Source organism: Carnobacterium maltaromaticum DSM 20342, assembly GCF_000744945.1.
Lineage (GTDB): Bacteria > Bacillota > Bacilli > Lactobacillales > Carnobacteriaceae > Carnobacterium > Carnobacterium maltaromaticum.
In genome coordinates, this window is sequence record NZ_JQMX01000001.1 from 2,544,192 (window position 1) to 2,562,227 (window position 18,036).

General features: G+C 38.1%; 29 protein-coding genes. 28 read left to right on the plus strand and 1 reads right to left on the minus strand.

Annotation, left to right across the window (positions count from 1 at the left end):
* Positions 1 to 46 precede the first annotated feature (46 nt).
* Positions 47 to 787: a prepilin peptidase gene (locus tag BR77_RS11775; protein ID WP_015077776.1), complete on the minus strand. Its 741-nt coding sequence runs from the start codon at positions 785 to 787 to the stop codon at positions 47 to 49.
* 351 nt (positions 788 to 1,138) lie between these two features.
* On the opposite strand from BR77_RS11775, the gene rpsL reads away from it, so the two are divergent.
* The 28 genes from rpsL to secY all read left to right on the plus strand — a co-directional run bounded on the left by rpsL (position 1,139) and on the right by secY (position 17,988).
* On the plus strand, positions 1,139 to 1,552 hold the full coding sequence (rpsL, locus tag BR77_RS11780) for a 30S ribosomal protein S12 (protein WP_010052037.1): 414 nt from the start codon (positions 1,139 to 1,141) through the stop codon (positions 1,550 to 1,552).
* A 66-nt stretch (positions 1,553 to 1,618) separates the two neighbouring features.
* Positions 1,619 to 2,089 (plus strand): 30S ribosomal protein S7, encoded by a 471-nt coding sequence (rpsG, locus tag BR77_RS11785; protein ID WP_010052039.1) that lies wholly within the window; start codon positions 1,619 to 1,621, stop codon positions 2,087 to 2,089.
* A 113-nt stretch (positions 2,090 to 2,202) separates the two neighbouring features.
* Positions 2,203 to 4,287 (plus strand): elongation factor G, encoded by a 2,085-nt coding sequence (fusA, locus tag BR77_RS11790; RefSeq protein WP_015077775.1) that lies wholly within the window; start codon positions 2,203 to 2,205, stop codon positions 4,285 to 4,287.
* A gap of 145 nt (positions 4,288 to 4,432) precedes the next feature.
* Positions 4,433 to 5,620: an elongation factor Tu gene (gene tuf, locus BR77_RS11795; RefSeq protein ID WP_010052044.1), complete on the plus strand. Its 1,188-nt coding sequence runs from the start codon at positions 4,433 to 4,435 to the stop codon at positions 5,618 to 5,620.
* Between the two features lie 316 nt (positions 5,621 to 5,936).
* A complete protein-coding gene (locus BR77_RS11805) occupies positions 5,937 to 6,956 on the plus strand; it encodes a branched-chain amino acid aminotransferase (protein ID WP_015077773.1) in 1,020 nt (339 codons plus the stop codon).
* Between the two features lie 193 nt (positions 6,957 to 7,149).
* Positions 7,150 to 7,356 carry a hypothetical protein gene (locus BR77_RS19125; RefSeq protein ID WP_057001695.1) on the plus strand — a complete coding sequence of 69 codons (207 nt, stop codon included), beginning with the start codon at positions 7,150 to 7,152 and terminating at the stop codon, positions 7,354 to 7,356.
* A 19-nt stretch (positions 7,357 to 7,375) separates the two neighbouring features.
* Positions 7,376 to 7,684 carry a 30S ribosomal protein S10 gene (rpsJ, locus tag BR77_RS11810; protein ID WP_010052046.1) on the plus strand — a complete coding sequence of 103 codons (309 nt, stop codon included), beginning with the start codon at positions 7,376 to 7,378 and terminating at the stop codon, positions 7,682 to 7,684.
* Between the two features lie 50 nt (positions 7,685 to 7,734).
* The gene (rplC, locus tag BR77_RS11815; protein ID WP_010052047.1) at positions 7,735 to 8,370 is read left to right on the plus strand and encodes a 50S ribosomal protein L3; all 636 of its coding nucleotides are present in this window, start codon (positions 7,735 to 7,737) and stop codon (positions 8,368 to 8,370) included.
* A gap of 25 nt (positions 8,371 to 8,395) precedes the next feature.
* Positions 8,396 to 9,019: a 50S ribosomal protein L4 gene (rplD, locus tag BR77_RS11820; protein WP_010052048.1), complete on the plus strand. Its 624-nt coding sequence runs from the start codon at positions 8,396 to 8,398 to the stop codon at positions 9,017 to 9,019.
* Positions 9,019 to 9,303, plus strand: coding sequence for a 50S ribosomal protein L23 (rplW, locus tag BR77_RS11825; protein ID WP_010052049.1), 285 nt, complete (start codon positions 9,019 to 9,021; stop codon positions 9,301 to 9,303). Before rplD ends, rplW begins: the two co-directional genes overlap by 1 nt.
* A gap of 37 nt (positions 9,304 to 9,340) precedes the next feature.
* The gene (rplB, locus tag BR77_RS11830; RefSeq protein ID WP_010052050.1) at positions 9,341 to 10,174 is read left to right on the plus strand and encodes a 50S ribosomal protein L2; all 834 of its coding nucleotides are present in this window, start codon (positions 9,341 to 9,343) and stop codon (positions 10,172 to 10,174) included.
* Between the two features lie 58 nt (positions 10,175 to 10,232).
* Complete coding sequence (gene rpsS / locus BR77_RS11835) at positions 10,233 to 10,511, plus strand: 30S ribosomal protein S19 (RefSeq protein ID WP_010052056.1); 279 nt, start codon at positions 10,233 to 10,235, stop codon at positions 10,509 to 10,511.
* A 23-nt stretch (positions 10,512 to 10,534) separates the two neighbouring features.
* A complete protein-coding gene (gene rplV / locus BR77_RS11840; protein ID WP_010052058.1) occupies positions 10,535 to 10,891 on the plus strand; it encodes a 50S ribosomal protein L22 in 357 nt (118 codons plus the stop codon).
* Between the two features lie 3 nt (positions 10,892 to 10,894).
* Positions 10,895 to 11,551, plus strand: coding sequence for a 30S ribosomal protein S3 (gene rpsC, locus BR77_RS11845; protein ID WP_010052059.1), 657 nt, complete (start codon positions 10,895 to 10,897; stop codon positions 11,549 to 11,551).
* Between the two features lie 2 nt (positions 11,552 to 11,553).
* Entirely contained in the window at positions 11,554 to 11,988 is a 435-nt protein-coding gene (gene rplP / locus BR77_RS11850; protein ID WP_010052060.1) for a 50S ribosomal protein L16, read from the plus strand.
* Entirely contained in the window at positions 11,978 to 12,172 is a 195-nt protein-coding gene (rpmC, locus tag BR77_RS11855; RefSeq protein ID WP_010052061.1) for a 50S ribosomal protein L29, read from the plus strand. Before rplP ends, rpmC begins: the two co-directional genes overlap by 11 nt.
* Positions 12,173 to 12,203: 31 nt before the next feature.
* Positions 12,204 to 12,470: a 30S ribosomal protein S17 gene (gene rpsQ / locus BR77_RS11860; protein ID WP_010052065.1), complete on the plus strand. Its 267-nt coding sequence runs from the start codon at positions 12,204 to 12,206 to the stop codon at positions 12,468 to 12,470.
* 54 nt (positions 12,471 to 12,524) lie between these two features.
* On the plus strand, positions 12,525 to 12,893 hold the full coding sequence (gene rplN / locus BR77_RS11865; RefSeq protein WP_010052067.1) for a 50S ribosomal protein L14: 369 nt from the start codon (positions 12,525 to 12,527) through the stop codon (positions 12,891 to 12,893).
* 33 nt (positions 12,894 to 12,926) lie between these two features.
* Complete coding sequence (gene rplX / locus BR77_RS11870) at positions 12,927 to 13,238, plus strand: 50S ribosomal protein L24 (RefSeq protein WP_010052069.1); 312 nt, start codon at positions 12,927 to 12,929, stop codon at positions 13,236 to 13,238.
* Positions 13,239 to 13,265: 27 nt separating this feature from the next.
* Positions 13,266 to 13,805 (plus strand): 50S ribosomal protein L5, encoded by a 540-nt coding sequence (gene rplE, locus BR77_RS11875; protein ID WP_010052070.1) that lies wholly within the window; start codon positions 13,266 to 13,268, stop codon positions 13,803 to 13,805.
* Positions 13,806 to 13,823: 18 nt separating this feature from the next.
* Complete coding sequence (locus tag BR77_RS11880; protein ID WP_010052071.1) at positions 13,824 to 14,009, plus strand: type Z 30S ribosomal protein S14; 186 nt, start codon at positions 13,824 to 13,826, stop codon at positions 14,007 to 14,009.
* A gap of 33 nt (positions 14,010 to 14,042) precedes the next feature.
* Complete coding sequence (rpsH, locus tag BR77_RS11885) at positions 14,043 to 14,441, plus strand: 30S ribosomal protein S8 (protein ID WP_010052072.1); 399 nt, start codon at positions 14,043 to 14,045, stop codon at positions 14,439 to 14,441.
* A gap of 31 nt (positions 14,442 to 14,472) precedes the next feature.
* Positions 14,473 to 15,009: a 50S ribosomal protein L6 gene (gene rplF, locus BR77_RS11890; protein ID WP_010052076.1), complete on the plus strand. Its 537-nt coding sequence runs from the start codon at positions 14,473 to 14,475 to the stop codon at positions 15,007 to 15,009.
* 120 nt (positions 15,010 to 15,129) lie between these two features.
* Positions 15,130 to 15,495, plus strand: coding sequence for a 50S ribosomal protein L18 (gene rplR / locus BR77_RS11895; protein ID WP_029451410.1), 366 nt, complete (start codon positions 15,130 to 15,132; stop codon positions 15,493 to 15,495).
* Positions 15,496 to 15,515: 20 nt separating this feature from the next.
* Positions 15,516 to 16,016 carry a 30S ribosomal protein S5 gene (gene rpsE, locus BR77_RS11900; protein WP_010052079.1) on the plus strand — a complete coding sequence of 167 codons (501 nt, stop codon included), beginning with the start codon at positions 15,516 to 15,518 and terminating at the stop codon, positions 16,014 to 16,016.
* 17 nt (positions 16,017 to 16,033) lie between these two features.
* Positions 16,034 to 16,213 carry a 50S ribosomal protein L30 gene (rpmD, locus tag BR77_RS11905; RefSeq protein WP_010052081.1) on the plus strand — a complete coding sequence of 60 codons (180 nt, stop codon included), beginning with the start codon at positions 16,034 to 16,036 and terminating at the stop codon, positions 16,211 to 16,213.
* Positions 16,214 to 16,255: 42 nt separating this feature from the next.
* Positions 16,256 to 16,696 carry a 50S ribosomal protein L15 gene (gene rplO, locus BR77_RS11910; RefSeq protein ID WP_010052083.1) on the plus strand — a complete coding sequence of 147 codons (441 nt, stop codon included), beginning with the start codon at positions 16,256 to 16,258 and terminating at the stop codon, positions 16,694 to 16,696.
* The gene (gene secY / locus BR77_RS11915; protein WP_010052085.1) at positions 16,696 to 17,988 is read left to right on the plus strand and encodes a preprotein translocase subunit SecY; all 1,293 of its coding nucleotides are present in this window, start codon (positions 16,696 to 16,698) and stop codon (positions 17,986 to 17,988) included. Before rplO ends, secY begins: the two co-directional genes overlap by 1 nt.
* Positions 17,989 to 18,036: the final 48 nt, after the last annotated feature.

An 18,036-nucleotide genomic window follows, 5' to 3' on the forward strand; every position in this document is an offset into this window, starting at 1 on the left:
GTACGGAGAATCCCCTTATCCTAGAGGGTTTTTCGTACTTTTTTGTTTAAAAAATAGTCGCCAGGAAGCTTTGATTTGTAACGAAGTAAGCAATTAATGCACCAAACAAGATAAAAGGAGCAAAAGGTACTTTAGTTGTTAAGTCCGCTTTTTTATAATTAAATAAAAATAAAAAATAAGTGAAACCTGCTAAGCAAGCCAGTAGAATGGCTAGAACTCCTAATTTGAAACCTAGTAACCAACCTAGTACGCCTGCTAATTTTATATCACCTCCACCGATTCCGTCAGGTGATAAGTAAGCAACCAGAAAAAATAAACTAAATAAACTAAACCCACCAAGGAAGTGAGTGGGAAAGTTTCTAATCTGAACTAGAATAGTTAGGCAGAAAAAACAGAACATAATTGAATCAGGTAATAATTGATAAAAAATATCACTAACAATAAAAATCAAACTAAAGCTAATTAATAGTAGGATGATTCTAAATTGAGTTGGAGAATGGCCGAAGCTTAAATAAGCGACCAAGTAACAAAATCCAGAAAGACCTTCAATTATCGGATATAAAAAAGGTATCTTAATCCGGCAAGTCACGCAGCGTCCTTTTTGAACAAAATATGAAATTAAAGGAACTAATTGATAGGGATGAAGCGGGATTTGGCAATTTGGACAATGAGAACGCGGAACAATGATGGATTGATGAATTGGGATTCTTGTTCCTATAACCATAAAAAAAGAGCCTAGACAGCAGCCGACAAACCAGAGTAGAAATAGAGAGAAAATGTGTAGCATTAAAATGCCTCCTTTAATTTTTGTGGTACTAGAACTATACGTAAAAAAAGGCAATCTGTTTTAAATAGGCTATTAAATTTGAAGCCATTGAAATTAGCAAAAATAGTAGTTGCATAAATTTTAGAAAATAAATAGAAAAATGTTGACAAAAAAAGGAAAAACATGGTATGCTTTCTAAGGTGCTTTTGTACACAGATTCCTGTTTATCAGTCGTTCTGACTGGTACAAGGGTTATCAATTAGAAACATAGCCAGATTAAGGTTGCATAACGCAGCATATATTTTTTTGCTAAATATGAACCGCCTGGATGTGTGGACCTAGAAAGATAATAAGGAAGGAGGAAATAATTCAATGCCTACTATTAACCAATTAGTGCGTAAACCTCGTAAAGCGAAAATGGATAAGTCGGATTCTCCAGCTTTAAACAAAGGTTACAATAGCTTCAAAAAAGCAGCAACAAATACTAGCTCACCTCAAAAGCGTGGTGTGTGTACTCGTGTGGGAACAATGACTCCTAAAAAACCTAACTCAGCGTTACGTAAATATGCTCGTGTACGTTTGTCTAACTTGCTTGAAGTTACAGCTTATATCCCAGGTATCGGACATAACTTACAAGAACATAGTGTTGTTCTTATTCGTGGTGGACGTGTTAAAGATTTACCAGGGGTTCGTTATCACGTAGTTCGTGGTGCTTTAGATACTGCTGGTGTTACAGACCGTAAACAAAGCCGTTCTAAATACGGAGCTAAAAAACCTAAAGCTTAAGCTTTACTTTAAACCTATAAAACTTATGAAACTTAAAAAATATACTCTTTGAAAGGAGGAATTTGGATGCCTCGTAAAGGTCCTATTACTAAACGTGATGTGTTACCTGATCCAATGTATAATTCAAAATTAGTTACTCGTTTAATCAACCGTTTAATGGTTGACGGAAAACGTGGAAAAGCTGCTACTATTCTTTATAATGCTTTTGATACTATTAAAGAACAATCTGGCAACGATCCTATGGAAGTATTTGAACAAGCTATGAAAAACATCATGCCTGTTCTTGAAGTTAAAGCTCGTCGTGTTGGGGGTTCTAACTACCAAGTTCCAGTTGAAGTTCGTGCAGAACGTCGTACTACTTTAGCATTACGTTGGTTAGTAAACTACTCTCGTCTACGTGGAGAAGATACTATGGAACAACGTCTTGCAAAAGAAATCATGGATGCTGCTAACAATACTGGTTCAGCTGTTAAAAAACGTGAAGATACTCATAAAATGGCAGAAGCGAACAAAGCGTTTGCTCACTACCGTTGGTAAAATTTTTTCTGTAGGAGAGTCTGGACTACTTTGTAGCTAGACTTTGACAGAAAAGGTATTTACTAAAAAGAATCTTCCTTCTTATTAAAATATAGAGAGGAGTTATTAATGCTATGGCAAATAGAGAATTTTCTCTAGAAAAAACTCGTAATATCGGTATTATGGCTCACGTTGATGCAGGTAAAACTACTACAACAGAGCGTATCTTATATTATACTGGTAAAATCCATAAAATTGGTGAAACGCATGAAGGTGCATCACAAATGGACTGGATGGAACAAGAGCAAGAACGTGGTATTACAATTACTTCTGCTGCAACAACAGCAGAATGGAAAAATTACCGTGTAAATATCATCGATACTCCTGGTCACGTGGATTTCACAATTGAAGTTCAACGTTCTCTACGCGTATTAGATGGTGCTGTAACAGTTCTTGACTCACAATCAGGAGTGGAGCCTCAAACTGAAACAGTTTGGCGTCAAGCGACTGACTATAGAGTTCCGCGTATCGTTTTCTGTAACAAGATGGATAAAATTGGAGCAGATTTCTTATACTCAGTAAATTCATTACACGAACGTCTACAAGCTAATGCACATCCAATTCAGTTACCAATTGGTGCTGAAGACGATTTCACTGGTATTATTGACTTAGTTAAAATGAAAGCTGAAATCTATACAAATGACTTAGGAACTGATATCCAAGAAACAGATATTCCTGAAGAGTATTTAGAAGCAGCTACTGAATGGCGCAAAAAATTAATCGAAGCAGTTGTTGAAACTGATGAAGAATTAATGATGAAATATCTTGATGGTGAAGAAATCACTGAAGAAGAATTAAAAGCGGGTATCCGCCAAGCAACAATTAATGTTGAATTCTTCCCAGTAATGGCAGGTTCAGCCTTTAAAAATAAAGGGGTTCAATTAATGCTTGATGCAGTTCTTGATTACCTACCATCACCACTTGATGTTGAAGCTATTAAAGGGATTGACGTTAAAACAGAGGAAGAAACTACTCGTCCTGCTGATGACTCAGCTCCATTTGCTTCATTAGCATTTAAAGTAATGACTGACCCGTTTGTTGGTCGTCTAACTTTCTTCCGTGTTTATTCTGGTGTTCTTGAAAGTGGTTCATATGTTTTGAACGCTTCTAAAAACAAAAAAGAACGTATCGGTCGTATTTTACAAATGCATGCAAACACACGTAAAGAAATTGAAAAAGTATTTTCAGGAGATATCGCTGCTGCAGTTGGTCTTAAAGACACAACTACTGGTGATACTTTATGTGCATTAGATTCAGCAGTAATTCTTGAATCTATTGAATTCCCAGAACCAGTTATCCAAGTAGCTGTTGAGCCTAAATCAAAAGCTGACCAAGATAAAATGGGTATTGCATTACAAAAACTTGCAGAAGAAGATCCTTCATTCCGCGTTGAAACAAACGCTGAAACTGGTGAAACTGTTATCTCTGGTATGGGTGAATTACATTTAGATGTATTAGTAGACCGTATGCGTCGTGAATTTAACGTTGATGCTAGCGTAGGTGCTCCTCAAGTATCTTATCGTGAAACATTCCGTGGTTCTACACAAGCAGAAGGTAAGTTCGTTCGTCAATCGGGTGGTAAAGGTCAATACGGTCACGTATGGATTGAATTCACACCGAATGAAGAAGGAGCAGGATTCGAATTTGAAAACGCAATTGTCGGAGGGGTTGTCCCTCGTGAATACATTCCTGCTGTTAAAGCTGGTTTGGAAGCTTCATTAGACAATGGGGTTCTTGCTGGATATCCATTAGTAGATATTAAAGCAAAACTTTACGATGGTTCATACCATGATGTCGATTCAAATGAGACTGCCTTTAAAGTTGCCGCATCAATGGCCTTGAAAGCAGCTGCTAAAAAAGCTAACCCTGTAATTCTTGAACCAATGATGAAAGTAATTGTTACAGTTCCTGAAGATTACCTAGGTGATATTATGGGACACATTACTGCTCGTCGTGGACGTGTTGAAGGTATGGAAGCTCATGGTAACTCACAAATCGTTAACGCGATTGTTCCTTTAGCTAACATGTTTGGATACGCAACAACTTTACGTTCGTCAACACAAGGACGCGGTACTTTCATGATGGTCTTTGATCACTATGAAGATTTACCAAAATCTATTCAAGAAGAAATCATCGCTAAAAATGGTGGAAATAACTAGGCTTTGCTTAGTCCGACATTCCTAACGGTTGATTTTAATTGAAACAACCTTTATAATTTCTTATAAATAGTGAAGAGGCTTCGGCCAATTTGCTATTTATATTAAAACAAAAAACTATTACTCAATATGAGGAGGAAATATTAAAATGGCAAAAGAAACTTTTGATCGCTCAAAACCCCACGTTAACATTGGTACTATCGGACACGTTGACCATGGTAAAACAACTTTAACAGCTGCAATCGCAACTGTATTATCTAAACATGGTGGCGGTTCTGCACAAAACTATGCAGATATCGATAACGCTCCAGAAGAAAAAGAACGTGGTATTACAATCAATACTTCACACATCGAATATGAAACTGACACTCGTCACTACGCACACGTAGATTGCCCAGGTCACGCGGATTACGTTAAAAACATGATCACTGGTGCTGCACAAATGGATGGCGCTATCTTAGTAGTATCTGCTGCAGATGGTCCAATGCCACAAACTCGTGAGCATATCTTACTTTCTCGTCAAGTTGGTGTTCCATACATCGTTGTCTTCTTAAACAAAGTAGACATGGTTGATGATGAAGAATTATTAGAATTAGTAGAAATGGAAGTTCGTGACTTATTAACAGAATACGATTTCCCAGGTGATGACACTCCAGTTATCGCTGGTTCAGCTCTTAAAGCCCTAGAAGGCGAAGCTGCATACGAAGAAAAAGTTTTAGAATTAATGGCTGCAGTTGATGAGTATATCCCTACTCCACAACGTGATACTGAAAAACCATTCATGATGCCAGTTGAGGATGTGTTCTCAATCACTGGACGTGGAACTGTTGCAACAGGACGTGTTGAACGTGGTGAAGTACGTGTTGGTGAAGAAATCGAAATCGTTGGAATCAACGAAGCACCTACAAAAACAACTGTAACTGGTGTTGAAATGTTCCGTAAATTATTAGATTACGCACAAGCTGGAGATAACATTGGCGCATTACTACGTGGTGTAGCTCGTGAAGATATCGAACGTGGACAAGTACTTGCTAAACCAGGTACAATCACTCCACACACAAAGTTTAAAGCTGAAATCTATGTATTATCAAAAGAAGAGGGTGGACGTCACACTCCATTCTTCACAAACTACCGTCCACAGTTCTACTTCCGTACAACTGATGTAACTGGTGTTTGTGAGTTACCAGAAGGCGTTGAAATGGTAATGCCTGGCGATAACGTTACAATTGAAGTAACTCTTATCAACCCAATCGCTATCGAAGCAGGAACTAACTTCTCTATCCGTGAGGGTGGACGTACAGTTGGAGCCGGCGTTGTAGCTGAAATCCAAGCTTAATTTAACCTTTAAAAGAACAATCAAATAATCAGACATTAGTGAAGGCAACTAATGCGTGTCCAGACGAAAAAAATCGTATTCTCTTTTGAGAATACGATTTTTTATTTTATTGTTTGATTCTATTGGTAAAATGGCTATTTTTTTATGGAAAACTCATCATTTTTTCATAATGTGTGGTAAAATGGATAAAACCTTAGATATTCAAGGCGCATTTAATAGAAAAATTAAAAACTTAGTTATCAAATTTACTTTTAATATAGATAGTGAATAAGATTGATTATGATTACTGACGATGTAAAAGAAAAGGGGCTTGATGATGAAAAAAGTAGATATCGATTGGGAAAATTTAGGATTTACTTACATTAAAACAGATTTACGTTACTTATCTTATTGGAAAAATGGTGCATGGGACGCAGGCGTGATGACAGAAGACAATCAAGTTCATATCAGTGAAGGTTCAACTGCATTGCATTATGGGCAGACGGCTTTTGAAGGATTAAAAGCCTATCGTTGTAAAGATGACAGTATTAATCTATTTCGAGCAGATGAGAATGCCAAACGATTACAAGACAGCTGTCGTCGTTTGTTAATGCCAGAAGTTCCTACTGATGTCTTTATAAAAGCCTGTGTGGACGTAGTGAAGGCTAATGAGCATTTTATTCCTCCCTATGGAACAGGAGGAACACTTTATTTAAGACCTTATATTGTTGGTGTAGGAAACAACATTGGTGTGAACCCAGCTCCGGAATACTTATTCTCAGTATTTTGTATGCCTGTTGGAGCTTATTTTAAAGGTGGACTAACACCAACTAACTTTGTTGTTTCAGAATATGATCGAGCTGCTGGGCATGGGACTGGTGCTGCTAAAGTCGGCGGAAACTATGCTGCAAGTTTATTGCCAGGAGAAGAGGCGCATCAACGGCAGTTTAGTGACTGCATTTATTTAGATCCAATTACCCATACGAAGATTGAAGAAGTCGGCGCAGCAAACTTTTTTGGTATTACTGCTAATAATGAATTTGTTACTCCGTTATCTCCATCTATTTTGCCGAGCATTACAAAGTACTCTTTGTTACATTTAGCTGAAAAAAGATTAGGAATGATCCCTGTAGAGGGTGATGTTTATATAAATCAGTTAGAACGGTTTGTCGAGGCTGGAGCTTGTGGAACAGCCGCGGTTATTTCGCCAATTGCTGGTATTCAATACGGAGAGGACTTCCATGTATTTTATAGTGAAACGGAAGTTGGTCCTGTTACACGTAAGTTATATGATGAATTATGTGGGATTCAATTTGGTGATAAAGAAGCCCCAGAAGGTTGGATTATCAAAATCTAATAAACAAGAAGTCTACTATATTATATAGTAGACTTCTTGTTTATTAGATAGACTGTAAAATAGCTAGTTAAAAAAATCTCTACTATAAATAAAGAAGAGTAGAGTGAAGGTTGTACGGGATAATTAAAACTTGGGAAAGATTTTTTGAGAGGCAATTGACTTTTGTAATCCTTTTCATTTTTTTCTTTAAGAAATGTTGATAAATCAACAGAAAAAGCTTGTAATTGTCTTTCTTTATTTGTATAATGATAAAGGTGCTGAATTTGGAGACGAATTTGCACTGGAGTTTTCGAAAGAATTCTCCGGCGAAGAAACGAGAGGTTGTGACACACCCGGCCGCTTTGTCACGGGCGTGTGTGACAGAGATTTTCGTGGAGCTATGTCTAATTTTCAAAAATAGGCGAGGAGGGAACATAAAAATGGCAAAACAAAAAATTCGTATCCGTTTAAAAGCGTATGAACACCGTATTTTAGATCAATCAGCGGATAAAATTGTAGAAACAGCAAAAAGAACTGGAGCTAGCGTGTCTGGACCAATTCCATTGCCAACAGAAAGAACACTCTACACTGTTATTCGTGCGACACATAAATACAAAGATTCACGCGAACAATTCGAAATGCGTACACACAAACGTTTAATCGATATCGTTAATCCAACACCAAAAACTGTTGATGCATTGATGAAACTTGATTTACCAAGTGGCGTAGACATCGAAATTAAACTGTAATACCGAAGCAATACCTAAACTAAAAAATAAAATTAAATGGAGGTGTACTCATGACCAAAGGAATCTTAGGAAAAAAAGTAGGAATGACACAAGTCTTTACTGAAAATGGTGAATTAATCCCAGTAACTGTAATCGAAGCTACTCCAAACGTTGTTTTGCAACTTAAAACAATGGAAAATGATGGCTACGAAGCAGTACAACTAGGTTACCAAGATAAACGTGAAGTATTGTCTAACAAACCTGCGAAAGGTCATGTAGCAAAAGCAAATGCTACTCCTAAGCGCTTCATTCGTGAATTTAACGATGTAACGCTAGGAGAATACGAAGTAGGACAAGAAATTAAAGTTGATGTATTTGAAGCGGGAGACATCGTTGATGTCACAGGGACTTCTAAAGGTAAAGGTTTCCAAGGCGTAATTAAACGTCACGGACAATCTCGTGGACCAATGTCACATGGTTCTCGTTACCACCGTCGTCCTGGTTCAATGGGTCCAGTTGCTCCTAATAGAGTATTTAAACGTAAATTATTACCAGGCCGTATGGGTGGAGATCGTATTACGATTCAAAACCTTGAAATCGTCCGTATCGACGTAGAGAAAAACGTAATCTTAATTAAAGGTAACGTTCCTGGAGCTAAAAAATCATTAATCCAAATCAGAACTGCTCTTAAATCAGCAGCAAAATAATAGAAAAGAGAGGAGGAACTAAGGAATGGCAAATGTAGCATTATTTAAACAAGATGGTACTCAAAACGGCGAAGTTACTTTAAACGACGCAATTTTCGGTATCGAACCAAACGAAAACGTTGTGTTTGATGCAATCATTATGCAACGCGCTTCATTAAGACAAGGAAATCATTCGGTTAAAAACCGTAGTGCTGTCCGCGGTGGTGGACGTAAACCATGGCGTCAAAAAGGAACTGGTCGTGCTCGTCAAGGGTCAATCAGATCTCCACAATGGCGTGGCGGTGGAGTTGTCTTCGGACCAACACCACGTTCTTACAGCTACAAACTTCCTAAAAAAGTTCGTCGTTTAGCGATTAAATCTGTTCTCTCTACTAAAGTAGCAGAAAACAACTTGATTGTTGTAGACGCATTGAACTTTGATGCACCAAAAACAAAAGAATTTGCACAAGTGTTAAAAAATCTTAACGTTGACCAAAAAGTATTAGTAGTTGTTGAATCTGATAACGACTTTGCAACTTTATCAGCACGTAATCTTCCAGGAGTTAAAGTAGTAACTCATGATGGAATTACTGTTCTTGATGTTGTTTCTAACGTAAAAATGATTTTAACGCAAACTGCTCTTACTAAGGTAGAGGAGGCTCTTAAATAATGGATGCACGCGATATCATTAAGCGCCCAGTTATCACTGAAGCAACAATGTTGATTACAGATGATAAAAAGTACACTTTTGAAGTGGACGTACGCGCAAACAAAACACAAGTAAAACAAGCCGTTCAAGAAATTTTCGGCGTTAAAGTAAAAAACGTAAATATCATGAACGTACGTGGTAAATTAAAACGTATGGGTAAATACGCTGGATACACTAAAAAACGTCGTAAAGCAATTGTAACGTTAACAGCAGAATCTAAAGAAATCCAACTATTTGAAGCTTAATTAAAAGCTTAGAAATAAGTATCGGGAGGGAATAAACTTGGGAATTAGAAAGTATAAACCTACCACAAACGGACGTCGTAATATGACTGGTTCAGATTTCGCAGAAATCACTTCAACAACGCCTGAAAAGACTTTGTTAGAACCAACTAAAAAAACTGCGGGCCGTAACAATAATGGTAGAATTACTGTTCGTCACCACGGTGGTGGCCACAAGCGTCAATATCGTGTGATTGACTTTAAACGTAATAAAGACGATATCGCAGGTATCGTAAAAACAGTTGAATACGATCCAAATCGTTCAGCTAATATCGCTTTAATTCACTACACTGATGGAATTAAAACTTACATCATTGCACCAAAAGGAATTGAAGTAGGCCAACGTATTTTCTCTGGTAAAGAAGCAGATATCAAAGTCGGTAATGCTTTACCATTAGAAAATATTCCAGTTGGTACTGTTATTCACAATATTGAAATGAAACCTGGTAAAGGTGGACAATTAGTTCGTTCAGCTGGAACAAGTGCTCAAGTACTTGGTAAAGAAGGCAAATACGTATTAGTTCGCTTAAACTCTGGTGAAGTTCGTATGATCTTAGCTACTTGCCGTGCTACAATCGGTTCTGTAGGTAACGAACAACACGAATTAATCAATATTGGTAAAGCAGGTCGTTCACGTTGGATGGGTAAACGCCCAACAGTTCGCGGATCTGTAATGAACCCGAACGATCACCCACACGGTGGTGGTGAAGGTAAAGCTCCAATCGGACGTAAAGCACCAGTTAGTCCATGGGGTCAACCAGCTCTTGGTTACAAAACTCGTAACAAAAAAGCTAAATCTGATAAATTTATCGTACGTCGTCGTAAGACTAAATAAAAATCAAGTTAGCTGGCTGAAAGCCGGCTAACCCAAAAGGATAGAAGGAGGTTCAACCATGGGACGTAGTTTGAAAAAAGGACCTTTCGTCGATGAGCATTTAATGAAAAAAATGAATGCTTTAGCTGAAAGTGATAAAAAACACGTTGTTAAAACTTGGTCACGCCGTTCAACAATTTTTCCAAGCTTTGTTGGATACACTATTGCAGTATATGATGGACGTAAACACGTACCAGTATATGTGCAAGAAGATATGGTCGGACACAAATTAGGTGAATTTGCACCAACAAGAACTTACCGCGGTCATGCTGCGGATGATAAGAAAACTAAACGTTAAAATTTCGAGAGGAGGATTTACTCATGTCAGAACAAATTACAGCAGCTAAAGCAACTGCAAATACTGTTCGCATTTCAGCTCGGAAAGTTCGTTTAGTAATCGATCTTATCAGAGGAAAAAGCATCGGAGAAGCAATCTCAATTTTGAAATTCACTCCAAATGGTGCTTCTGTTCCTGTTGAGAAAGTACTAATGTCAGCAGTAGCGAATGCAGAACACAACTACGATTTAGACGTAGAAAACTTGGTAATAAGCGAAGCTTATGCTAATGAAGGACCAACTATGAAACGCTTCCGTCCTCGTGCAAAAGGTTCAGCTTCACCAATTATGAAACGCACAAGCCACATTACAGTCGTGGTATCAGAGAAAAAGGAGGGATAATCTGTGGGTCAAAAAATTAATCCAATAGGTTTGCGTGTAGGCATAATCCGTGATTGGGATGCTAAATGGTATGCTGAGAAAGAATATGCAAACTATCTACATGAAGATCTACGTATCCGTAGCTATATAGCTAAAAACCTTAGTGACGCTGCAGTTTCTACCGTTGAAATTGAACGTGCCGCTAACCGCGTAAATGTATCAGTTCATACTGCTAAACCAGGAATGGTTATCGGTAAAGGTGGATCTGAAGTTGAATCATTACGTAAAAACTTAAACGAATTAACAGGTAAACGAGTTCACATCAACATCGTTGAAATCAAAAAACCTGATTTAGATGCAAAATTAGTTGGCGAAGGAATCGCTCGTCAATTAGAAAATCGTGTGGCTTTCCGTCGCGCACAAAAACAAGCAATTCAACGTACGATGCGTTCTGGCGCTAAAGGGATCAAAACTCAAGTTTCTGGTCGCTTAAATGGTGCAGATATCGCTCGTAGCGAAGGCTATTCTGAAGGAACTGTTCCTCTTCACACATTGCGTGCCGATATCGACTACGCATGGGAAGAAGCAGACACTACTTACGGTAAACTAGGCGTTAAAGTTTGGATCTACCGTGGAGAAGTACTTCCTACAAAAAAGAACGCTGAGAAAGGAGGGAAATAATCATGTTAGTACCTAAACGTGTGAAATACCGTCGCGAATTTAGAGGTAAAATGCGTGGTGAAGCAAAAGGTGGGAAAGAAGTAACCTTTGGTGAGTGGGGCTTACAAGCTGTTGACTCGCACTGGATTACTAACCGTCAGATCGAAGCTGCCCGTATTGCAATGACACGTTATATGAAACGTGGTGGGAAAGTATGGATTAAAATCTTCCCTCATAAATCATATACCGCAAAAGCAATCGGAGTCCGTATGGGTTCAGGTAAAGGAGCTCCAGAAGGATGGGTAGCACCAGTAAAACGTGGTAAAATCATGTTTGAAATTGCTGGCGTATCTGAAGAAGTGGCACGCGAAGCATTACGCTTGGCATCTCACAAATTACCAGTTAAAACTAAGATTGTAAAACGTACAGAAAATGGTGGTGAATCGAATGAAAGCTAATGAACTTAACGCGTTATCCACTGCTGAAATGGTTGAAAAAGAAAAAGAATACAAAGAAGAGTTATTCAATCTACGATTCCAATTGGCAACTGGTCAATTAGAAAATACTTCTCGCTTGAGTGAAGTTCGCAAATCGATTGCACGTATTAAAACTGCGTTACGTCAAAGTGAATTACAAAAATAGTTGACTAGTAAGTAAAGGAGGCCAATAAAGCATGAGTGAAGAACGTAATCAACGTAAAGTCTATCAAGGTCGCGTTGTTTCTGACAAAATGGATAAAACCATTGTAGTTGAAATTGCAACTTACAAGAAACACGGCATTTATGGCAAACGTGTAAAATACTCTAAAAAGTTTAAAGCACATGATGAAAACAATGTTGCAAAAACTGGAGATGTTGTAAAAATTATGGAAACTCGTCCATTATCAGCTACAAAACGTTTCCGTTTAGTAGAAGTTGTTGAAGAAGCAGTAATTGTTTAATCAAACAATTTTAATGATAAATGTGAGTTCTAATTCCGAAAGGAGGATACTGAAGTGATCCAACAAGAGAGTCGTTTAAAAGTTGCTGATAATTCAGGAGCTCGTGAAGTACTAACTATTAAAGTGTTAGGCGGATCAGGCCGTAAAACTGCTAATATTGGTGACGTTATCGTGTGTACTGTTAAACATGCAACACCAGGTGGCGTTGTCAAAAAAGGTGAAGTAGTGAAAGCTGTAATCGTTCGTACTAAAACCGGAGCTCGTCGTACAGACGGTTCATATATTAAATTTGATGAAAATGCTTGTGTTATCATCCGTGATGACAAGAGCCCACGTGGAACACGTATCTTTGGACCTGTTGCTCGCGAATTACGTGACAGCAATTTCATGAAAATCGTTTCCCTAGCTCCAGAAGTTCTTTAATATAACCATCCATGAAGGAGGTGCAAGAAAAACATGATCGTAAAAACTGGTGACAAAGTTAAAGTTATTACTGGTAAAGACAAAGGTAAAGAAGGCGTAATTTTAAAAGCTTTCCCTAAAAAAGATCGCGTGATCGTTGAAGGAATGAACATGATGAAAAAACATCAAAAACCTAGTTCAATGAATCCACAAGGTGGCATTCTTGAAACAGAGGCTCCTATTCACGTGTCAAACGTAATGCTAATTGACTCTAAGACTGGCGAACCAACTCGTGTTGGCTTTAAAGTTGAAGATGGCAAAAAAGTACGTGTTTCTAAAAAAACCGGTGAAGTTTTAGATAAATAATAATATAAGGAAGGAGGTACTAACTTCATGAACCGCCTTAAAGAAAAATATGTAAAAGAAATTACACCATCTATGATGGAAAAATTTAGCTATAAATCAATCATGCAAACTCCACAAGTTGACAAAATTGTCATCAATATGGGTGTTGGTGATGCTGTTTCAAATGCTAAAAACTTAGACAAAGCTGTTGACGAATTAACTGTAATCTCTGGTCAAAAACCAATGATTACTAAAGCTAAAAACTCAATCGCTGGTTTCCGTCTACGTGAAGGTATGCCAATCGGTACTAAAGTTACCCTACGTGGCGAAAGAATGTATGAATTCTTAGATAAATTGGTTTCAGTTTCATTACCTCGTGTACGTGACTTCCACGGAGTTTCTAAAAAAGCTTTCGATGGACGTGGTAACTACACGCTAGGTATTAAAGAACAATTAATCTTCCCTGAAGTTGACTACGATACAGTAGACAAAGTACGCGGAATGGACATTGTTATTGTAACAACTGCGAAAACCGATGAAGAATCACGCGAACTCTTAACACAACTTGGAATGCCGTTCCAAAAATAATAAAAGGAGGCGAACTACGTGGCTAAAAAATCAATGATTGCTAAAAACAAACGCCCTGCAAAATTCTCAACTCAAGCTTATACGCGTTGTGAACGTTGTGGTCGTCCACATTCAGTTTATCGTAAATTTAAACTTTGCCGTATTTGCTTCCGCGAACTTGCCTATAAAGGACAAATTCCCGGCGTGAAGAAAGCAAGCTGGTAAAACGATACTTGCATAAAGGAGGTAATAAGTACAATGGTCATGACAGATCCGATTGCAGATTTTCTAACACGCATTCGTAATGCGAACATGGTTCGCCACGAATCACTAGAATTACCTGCTTCAAGAATAAAAAAAGATATCGCTGATATCCTTAAACGTGAAGGCTTTATTAAAGATGTTGAATACATCGAAGACGACAAACAAAATGTTATCCGTGTATTCTTAAAATATGGTAAAAACAATGAACGTGTTATCACAGGCTTGAAACGTATTTCTAAACCAGGTTTACGTGTTTATGCTAAAACAGGCGAGGTTCCTAAAGTACTTAACGGACTTGGAATTGCTATCGTTTCAACTTCTGAAGGTGTTATCACTGATAAAGAAGCAAGAGCTAAAAACATTGGCGGAGAAATCTTAGCTTACGTTTGGTAATAATTAAGAATATATAAGGAGGTGCATTGCTGTGAGCCGTATTGGTAAAAAAATAATCACTATTCCTGCAGGCGTAACTGTTACTGAAAATGGTAACGAGATTACTGTTAAAGGACCAAAAGGTGAACTAACTCGCTCTTTCAGCCCTGTCATTACAATGCATACCGAAGGCAACGAAATTACTTTTACTCGTCCTAACGACGACAAAGAAAACCGTGCTTTACATGGTACAATGCGCGCTAACCTAAATAATATGGTTATCGGAGTAACTGAAGGATTTGAAAAAGCTTTAGAATTAATTGGGGTTGGGTACCGTGCGCAATTACAAGGTAAAAAACTTGTATTAAACGTTGGTTACTCACATCCAGTTGAGTTTACACCAGAAGAAGGAATCACTGTAGAAGTTCCTTCAAACACTAGTGTAATCATCAAAGGAGCAAACAAAGAACGCGTTGGCGAATTAGCTGCTAACATTCGCGGAGTACGTCCTCCAGAGCCTTATAAAGGTAAAGGAATTCGTTACGTTGGCGAACATGTTCGTCGTAAAGAAGGTAAAACTGGTAAATAATTTAATCGTTTTTCGGTTAAAGTTTATTACCAACTCTGTAACTGCACATTTGTGTGGTTACAACCCTGCTTAATTCAGCCGGTGAAAGCTTGCTGATTTTCGCAGCACTACTATAAAGAGGTGACAATTGTGATTACGAAACCAGATAAAAATAAAATGCGTCAAAAAAGACACGCACGTGTGCGGTCTAAAATCTCTGGTACTGCAGAGTGCCCACGCTTGAACGTTTTCCGTTCGAATAAAAACATCTACGCACAAGTAATTGATGACGTAGCGGGTGTAACGCTAGCAAGTGCATCTACATTAGACAAAGAAGTAAGTGGCGAATCTAAAGTCGACGCAGCAGCAGCTGTGGGAACATTAGTAGCTAAACGCGCCGTAGAAAAAGGCGTTAAAGAAGTAGTCTTTGACCGTGGTGGTTACCTATACCATGGCCGTGTACAAGCTTTAGCTGAAGCTGCACGCGAAAATGGACTAGAATTTTAGGAAAAGGAGGAACACCATTCATGGTTTATATTGATCCATCACATTTGGAATTAGAAGATCGTGTCGTTGCTATCAACCGCGTAACTAAAGTAGTAAAAGGCGGACGTCGTTTACGTTTTGCTGCATTAGTTGTAGTTGGAGATAGAAATGGTCACGTAGGTTTCGGTACTGGTAAAGCTCAAGAAGTACCTGAAGCTATCCGTAAAGCAATTGAAGATGCTAAAAAGAATCTAATTGAAGTACCAATGGTAGAGTCAACGATTCCTCACGAAGTTATCGGACGCTTTGGCGGCGGAAACATCTTAATGAAACCAGCCGTAGCCGGTTCTGGAGTCAGCGCTGGAGGACCTGTTCGTGCAGTCCTTGAGTTAGCAGGTGTTGCTGATATTACAAGTAAATCTCTTGGCTCAAGCACTCCAATTAACATGGTTCGTGCTACAGTTCAAGGTTTAACTCAATTAAAACGTGTTGAAGAAGTTGCAAAACTTCGCGGCAAATCTGTAGAAGAAATTCTAGGATAAAAGGAGGACATAAGAAAATGGCTAATTTAGAAATTACTTTAAAACGTAGCGTGATCGGACGTCCTCAAAACCAACGTGATACTGTTAAACATTTAGGTTTAACTAAAATTAACAGTACAGTTGTGAAACCTGCTAATGATGCAATCAAAGGTATGGTTAACACTGTTTCACATTTAGTGGACGTAAAAGAAGTTTAATAAAAGAATGAGACTTATTATTGAAGGAGGTGCCCAATCTATATGAAACTTCATGAATTAAAACCTGCAGAGGGTTCTCGTAAAGTACGTAACCGTGTTGGACGAGGAACTTCATCAGGAAATGGTAAAACTTCAGGTCGTGGTCAAAAAGGACAAAACTCACGTTCAGGTGGTGGCGTACGCTTAGGCTTTGAAGGTGGACAAACACCTTTATTCCGTCGTTTACCAAAACGTGGATTTACCAACATTAACCGCAAAGAGTTTGCTATTGTAAACTTAGATACATTAAATCGCTTTGAAGATGGTACAGAGGTAACTCCAGCATTGTTGGTTGAATCTGGAATCATTAAAAATGAAAAATCAGGGATTAAAGTTTTGGGTAACGGTGCAGTTGAAAGAAAACTTACCGTTAAAGCAAGCAAATTTTCCGAAGCAGCAGAAAAAGCTATCGTTGCTGCTGGTGGTTCAATCGAGGTGATCTAATGTTTAAAATGCTCTCAAGTGCTTTAAAAGAGAAGGACATTAGAAACAAAATATTATTTACCTTAGGTGTTTTAATTATTTTTCGTCTAGGAACACATATAACTGTTCCTGGCGTTAACGCTAAAGCAATTTCAGAATTTTCGGATTCAGGAATCTTTAGCATGTTAAACACATTTGGTGGAGGCGCGTTAAGCCAGTACTCCATTTTTGCAATGGGTGTATCACCTTATATCACGTCTTCAATCGTTGTTCAATTATTACAAATGGATATTGTTCCTAAGTTTGTTGAATGGTCGAAACAAGGAGAAGTTGGTCGTAAAAAATTAAATCAAGTAACGAGATACTTAACGATTATCATGGCATTTGTCCAATCAATCGGAATCTCTTACGGGTTTAACGCTTTATCAGGCATGGGTTTAATTAAAAATCCAGGCGCTTCAACTTATCTAAGTATCGCATTAATTCTTACGGCTGGAACAATGTTAGTTATGTGGATGGGTGAACAAATCACTGTTAAGGGATTTGGGAACGGCGTCTCTATGATTATCTTTTCTGGTATTGTGGCACGTGTGCCGGCTGATGTGATGGATTATTATAATGCACAGATCAGAAATGCTGGACCAGACCTTTGGAAAGCAATTTTATTCACCCTTGCTTTAATTGTTGCAATTATCGCAGTTGTGATCTTAGTTGTTTACTTTGAAACAGCAAAACGAAAAATCAAAATCTCTTACTCAAAACGTGCAGCGGCTTCCGACCAAAGCACATTCTTACCATTAAAAATCAACTCTGCTGGGGTTATTCCAGTTATCTTTGCAAGTTCATTTATTGTAACTCCGCAAACGATAATGGGTTTCTTCCGTGGAACACAAGGCGATACGCAATGGTTCCAAATTTTGAGTAACGTTTTTGACTATCAAAAACCAATTGGTGCTGCTTTGTATACATTACTAATTGTTGTCTTTACTTTCTTCTATGCATTCATTCAAGTGAATCCAGAGAAAGTTGCTGAAAACTTACAAAAACAAGGTGGCTATATTCCAAGTGTGCGTCCTGGTAAAGGGACTGAGGACTATATTTCAAGCGTATTAATGCGTTTGAGTACAGTCGGAGCAGTATATTTAGGATTAATTGCTTTACTTCCAATTGTAGCGGGAATTCTTTGGAATCTACCACAATCTATCGGTCTTGGCGGAACTAGTCTACTTATTGTAGTCGGTGTTGCGTTAGAATCAACTAGACAATTAGAAGGACAAATGATTAAGCGTAGTTATCTAGGCTTTATACAATAAGAAAGTAGTGTTGAGGGATTTCCTTCAGCACTCATTCTTACATTTAAG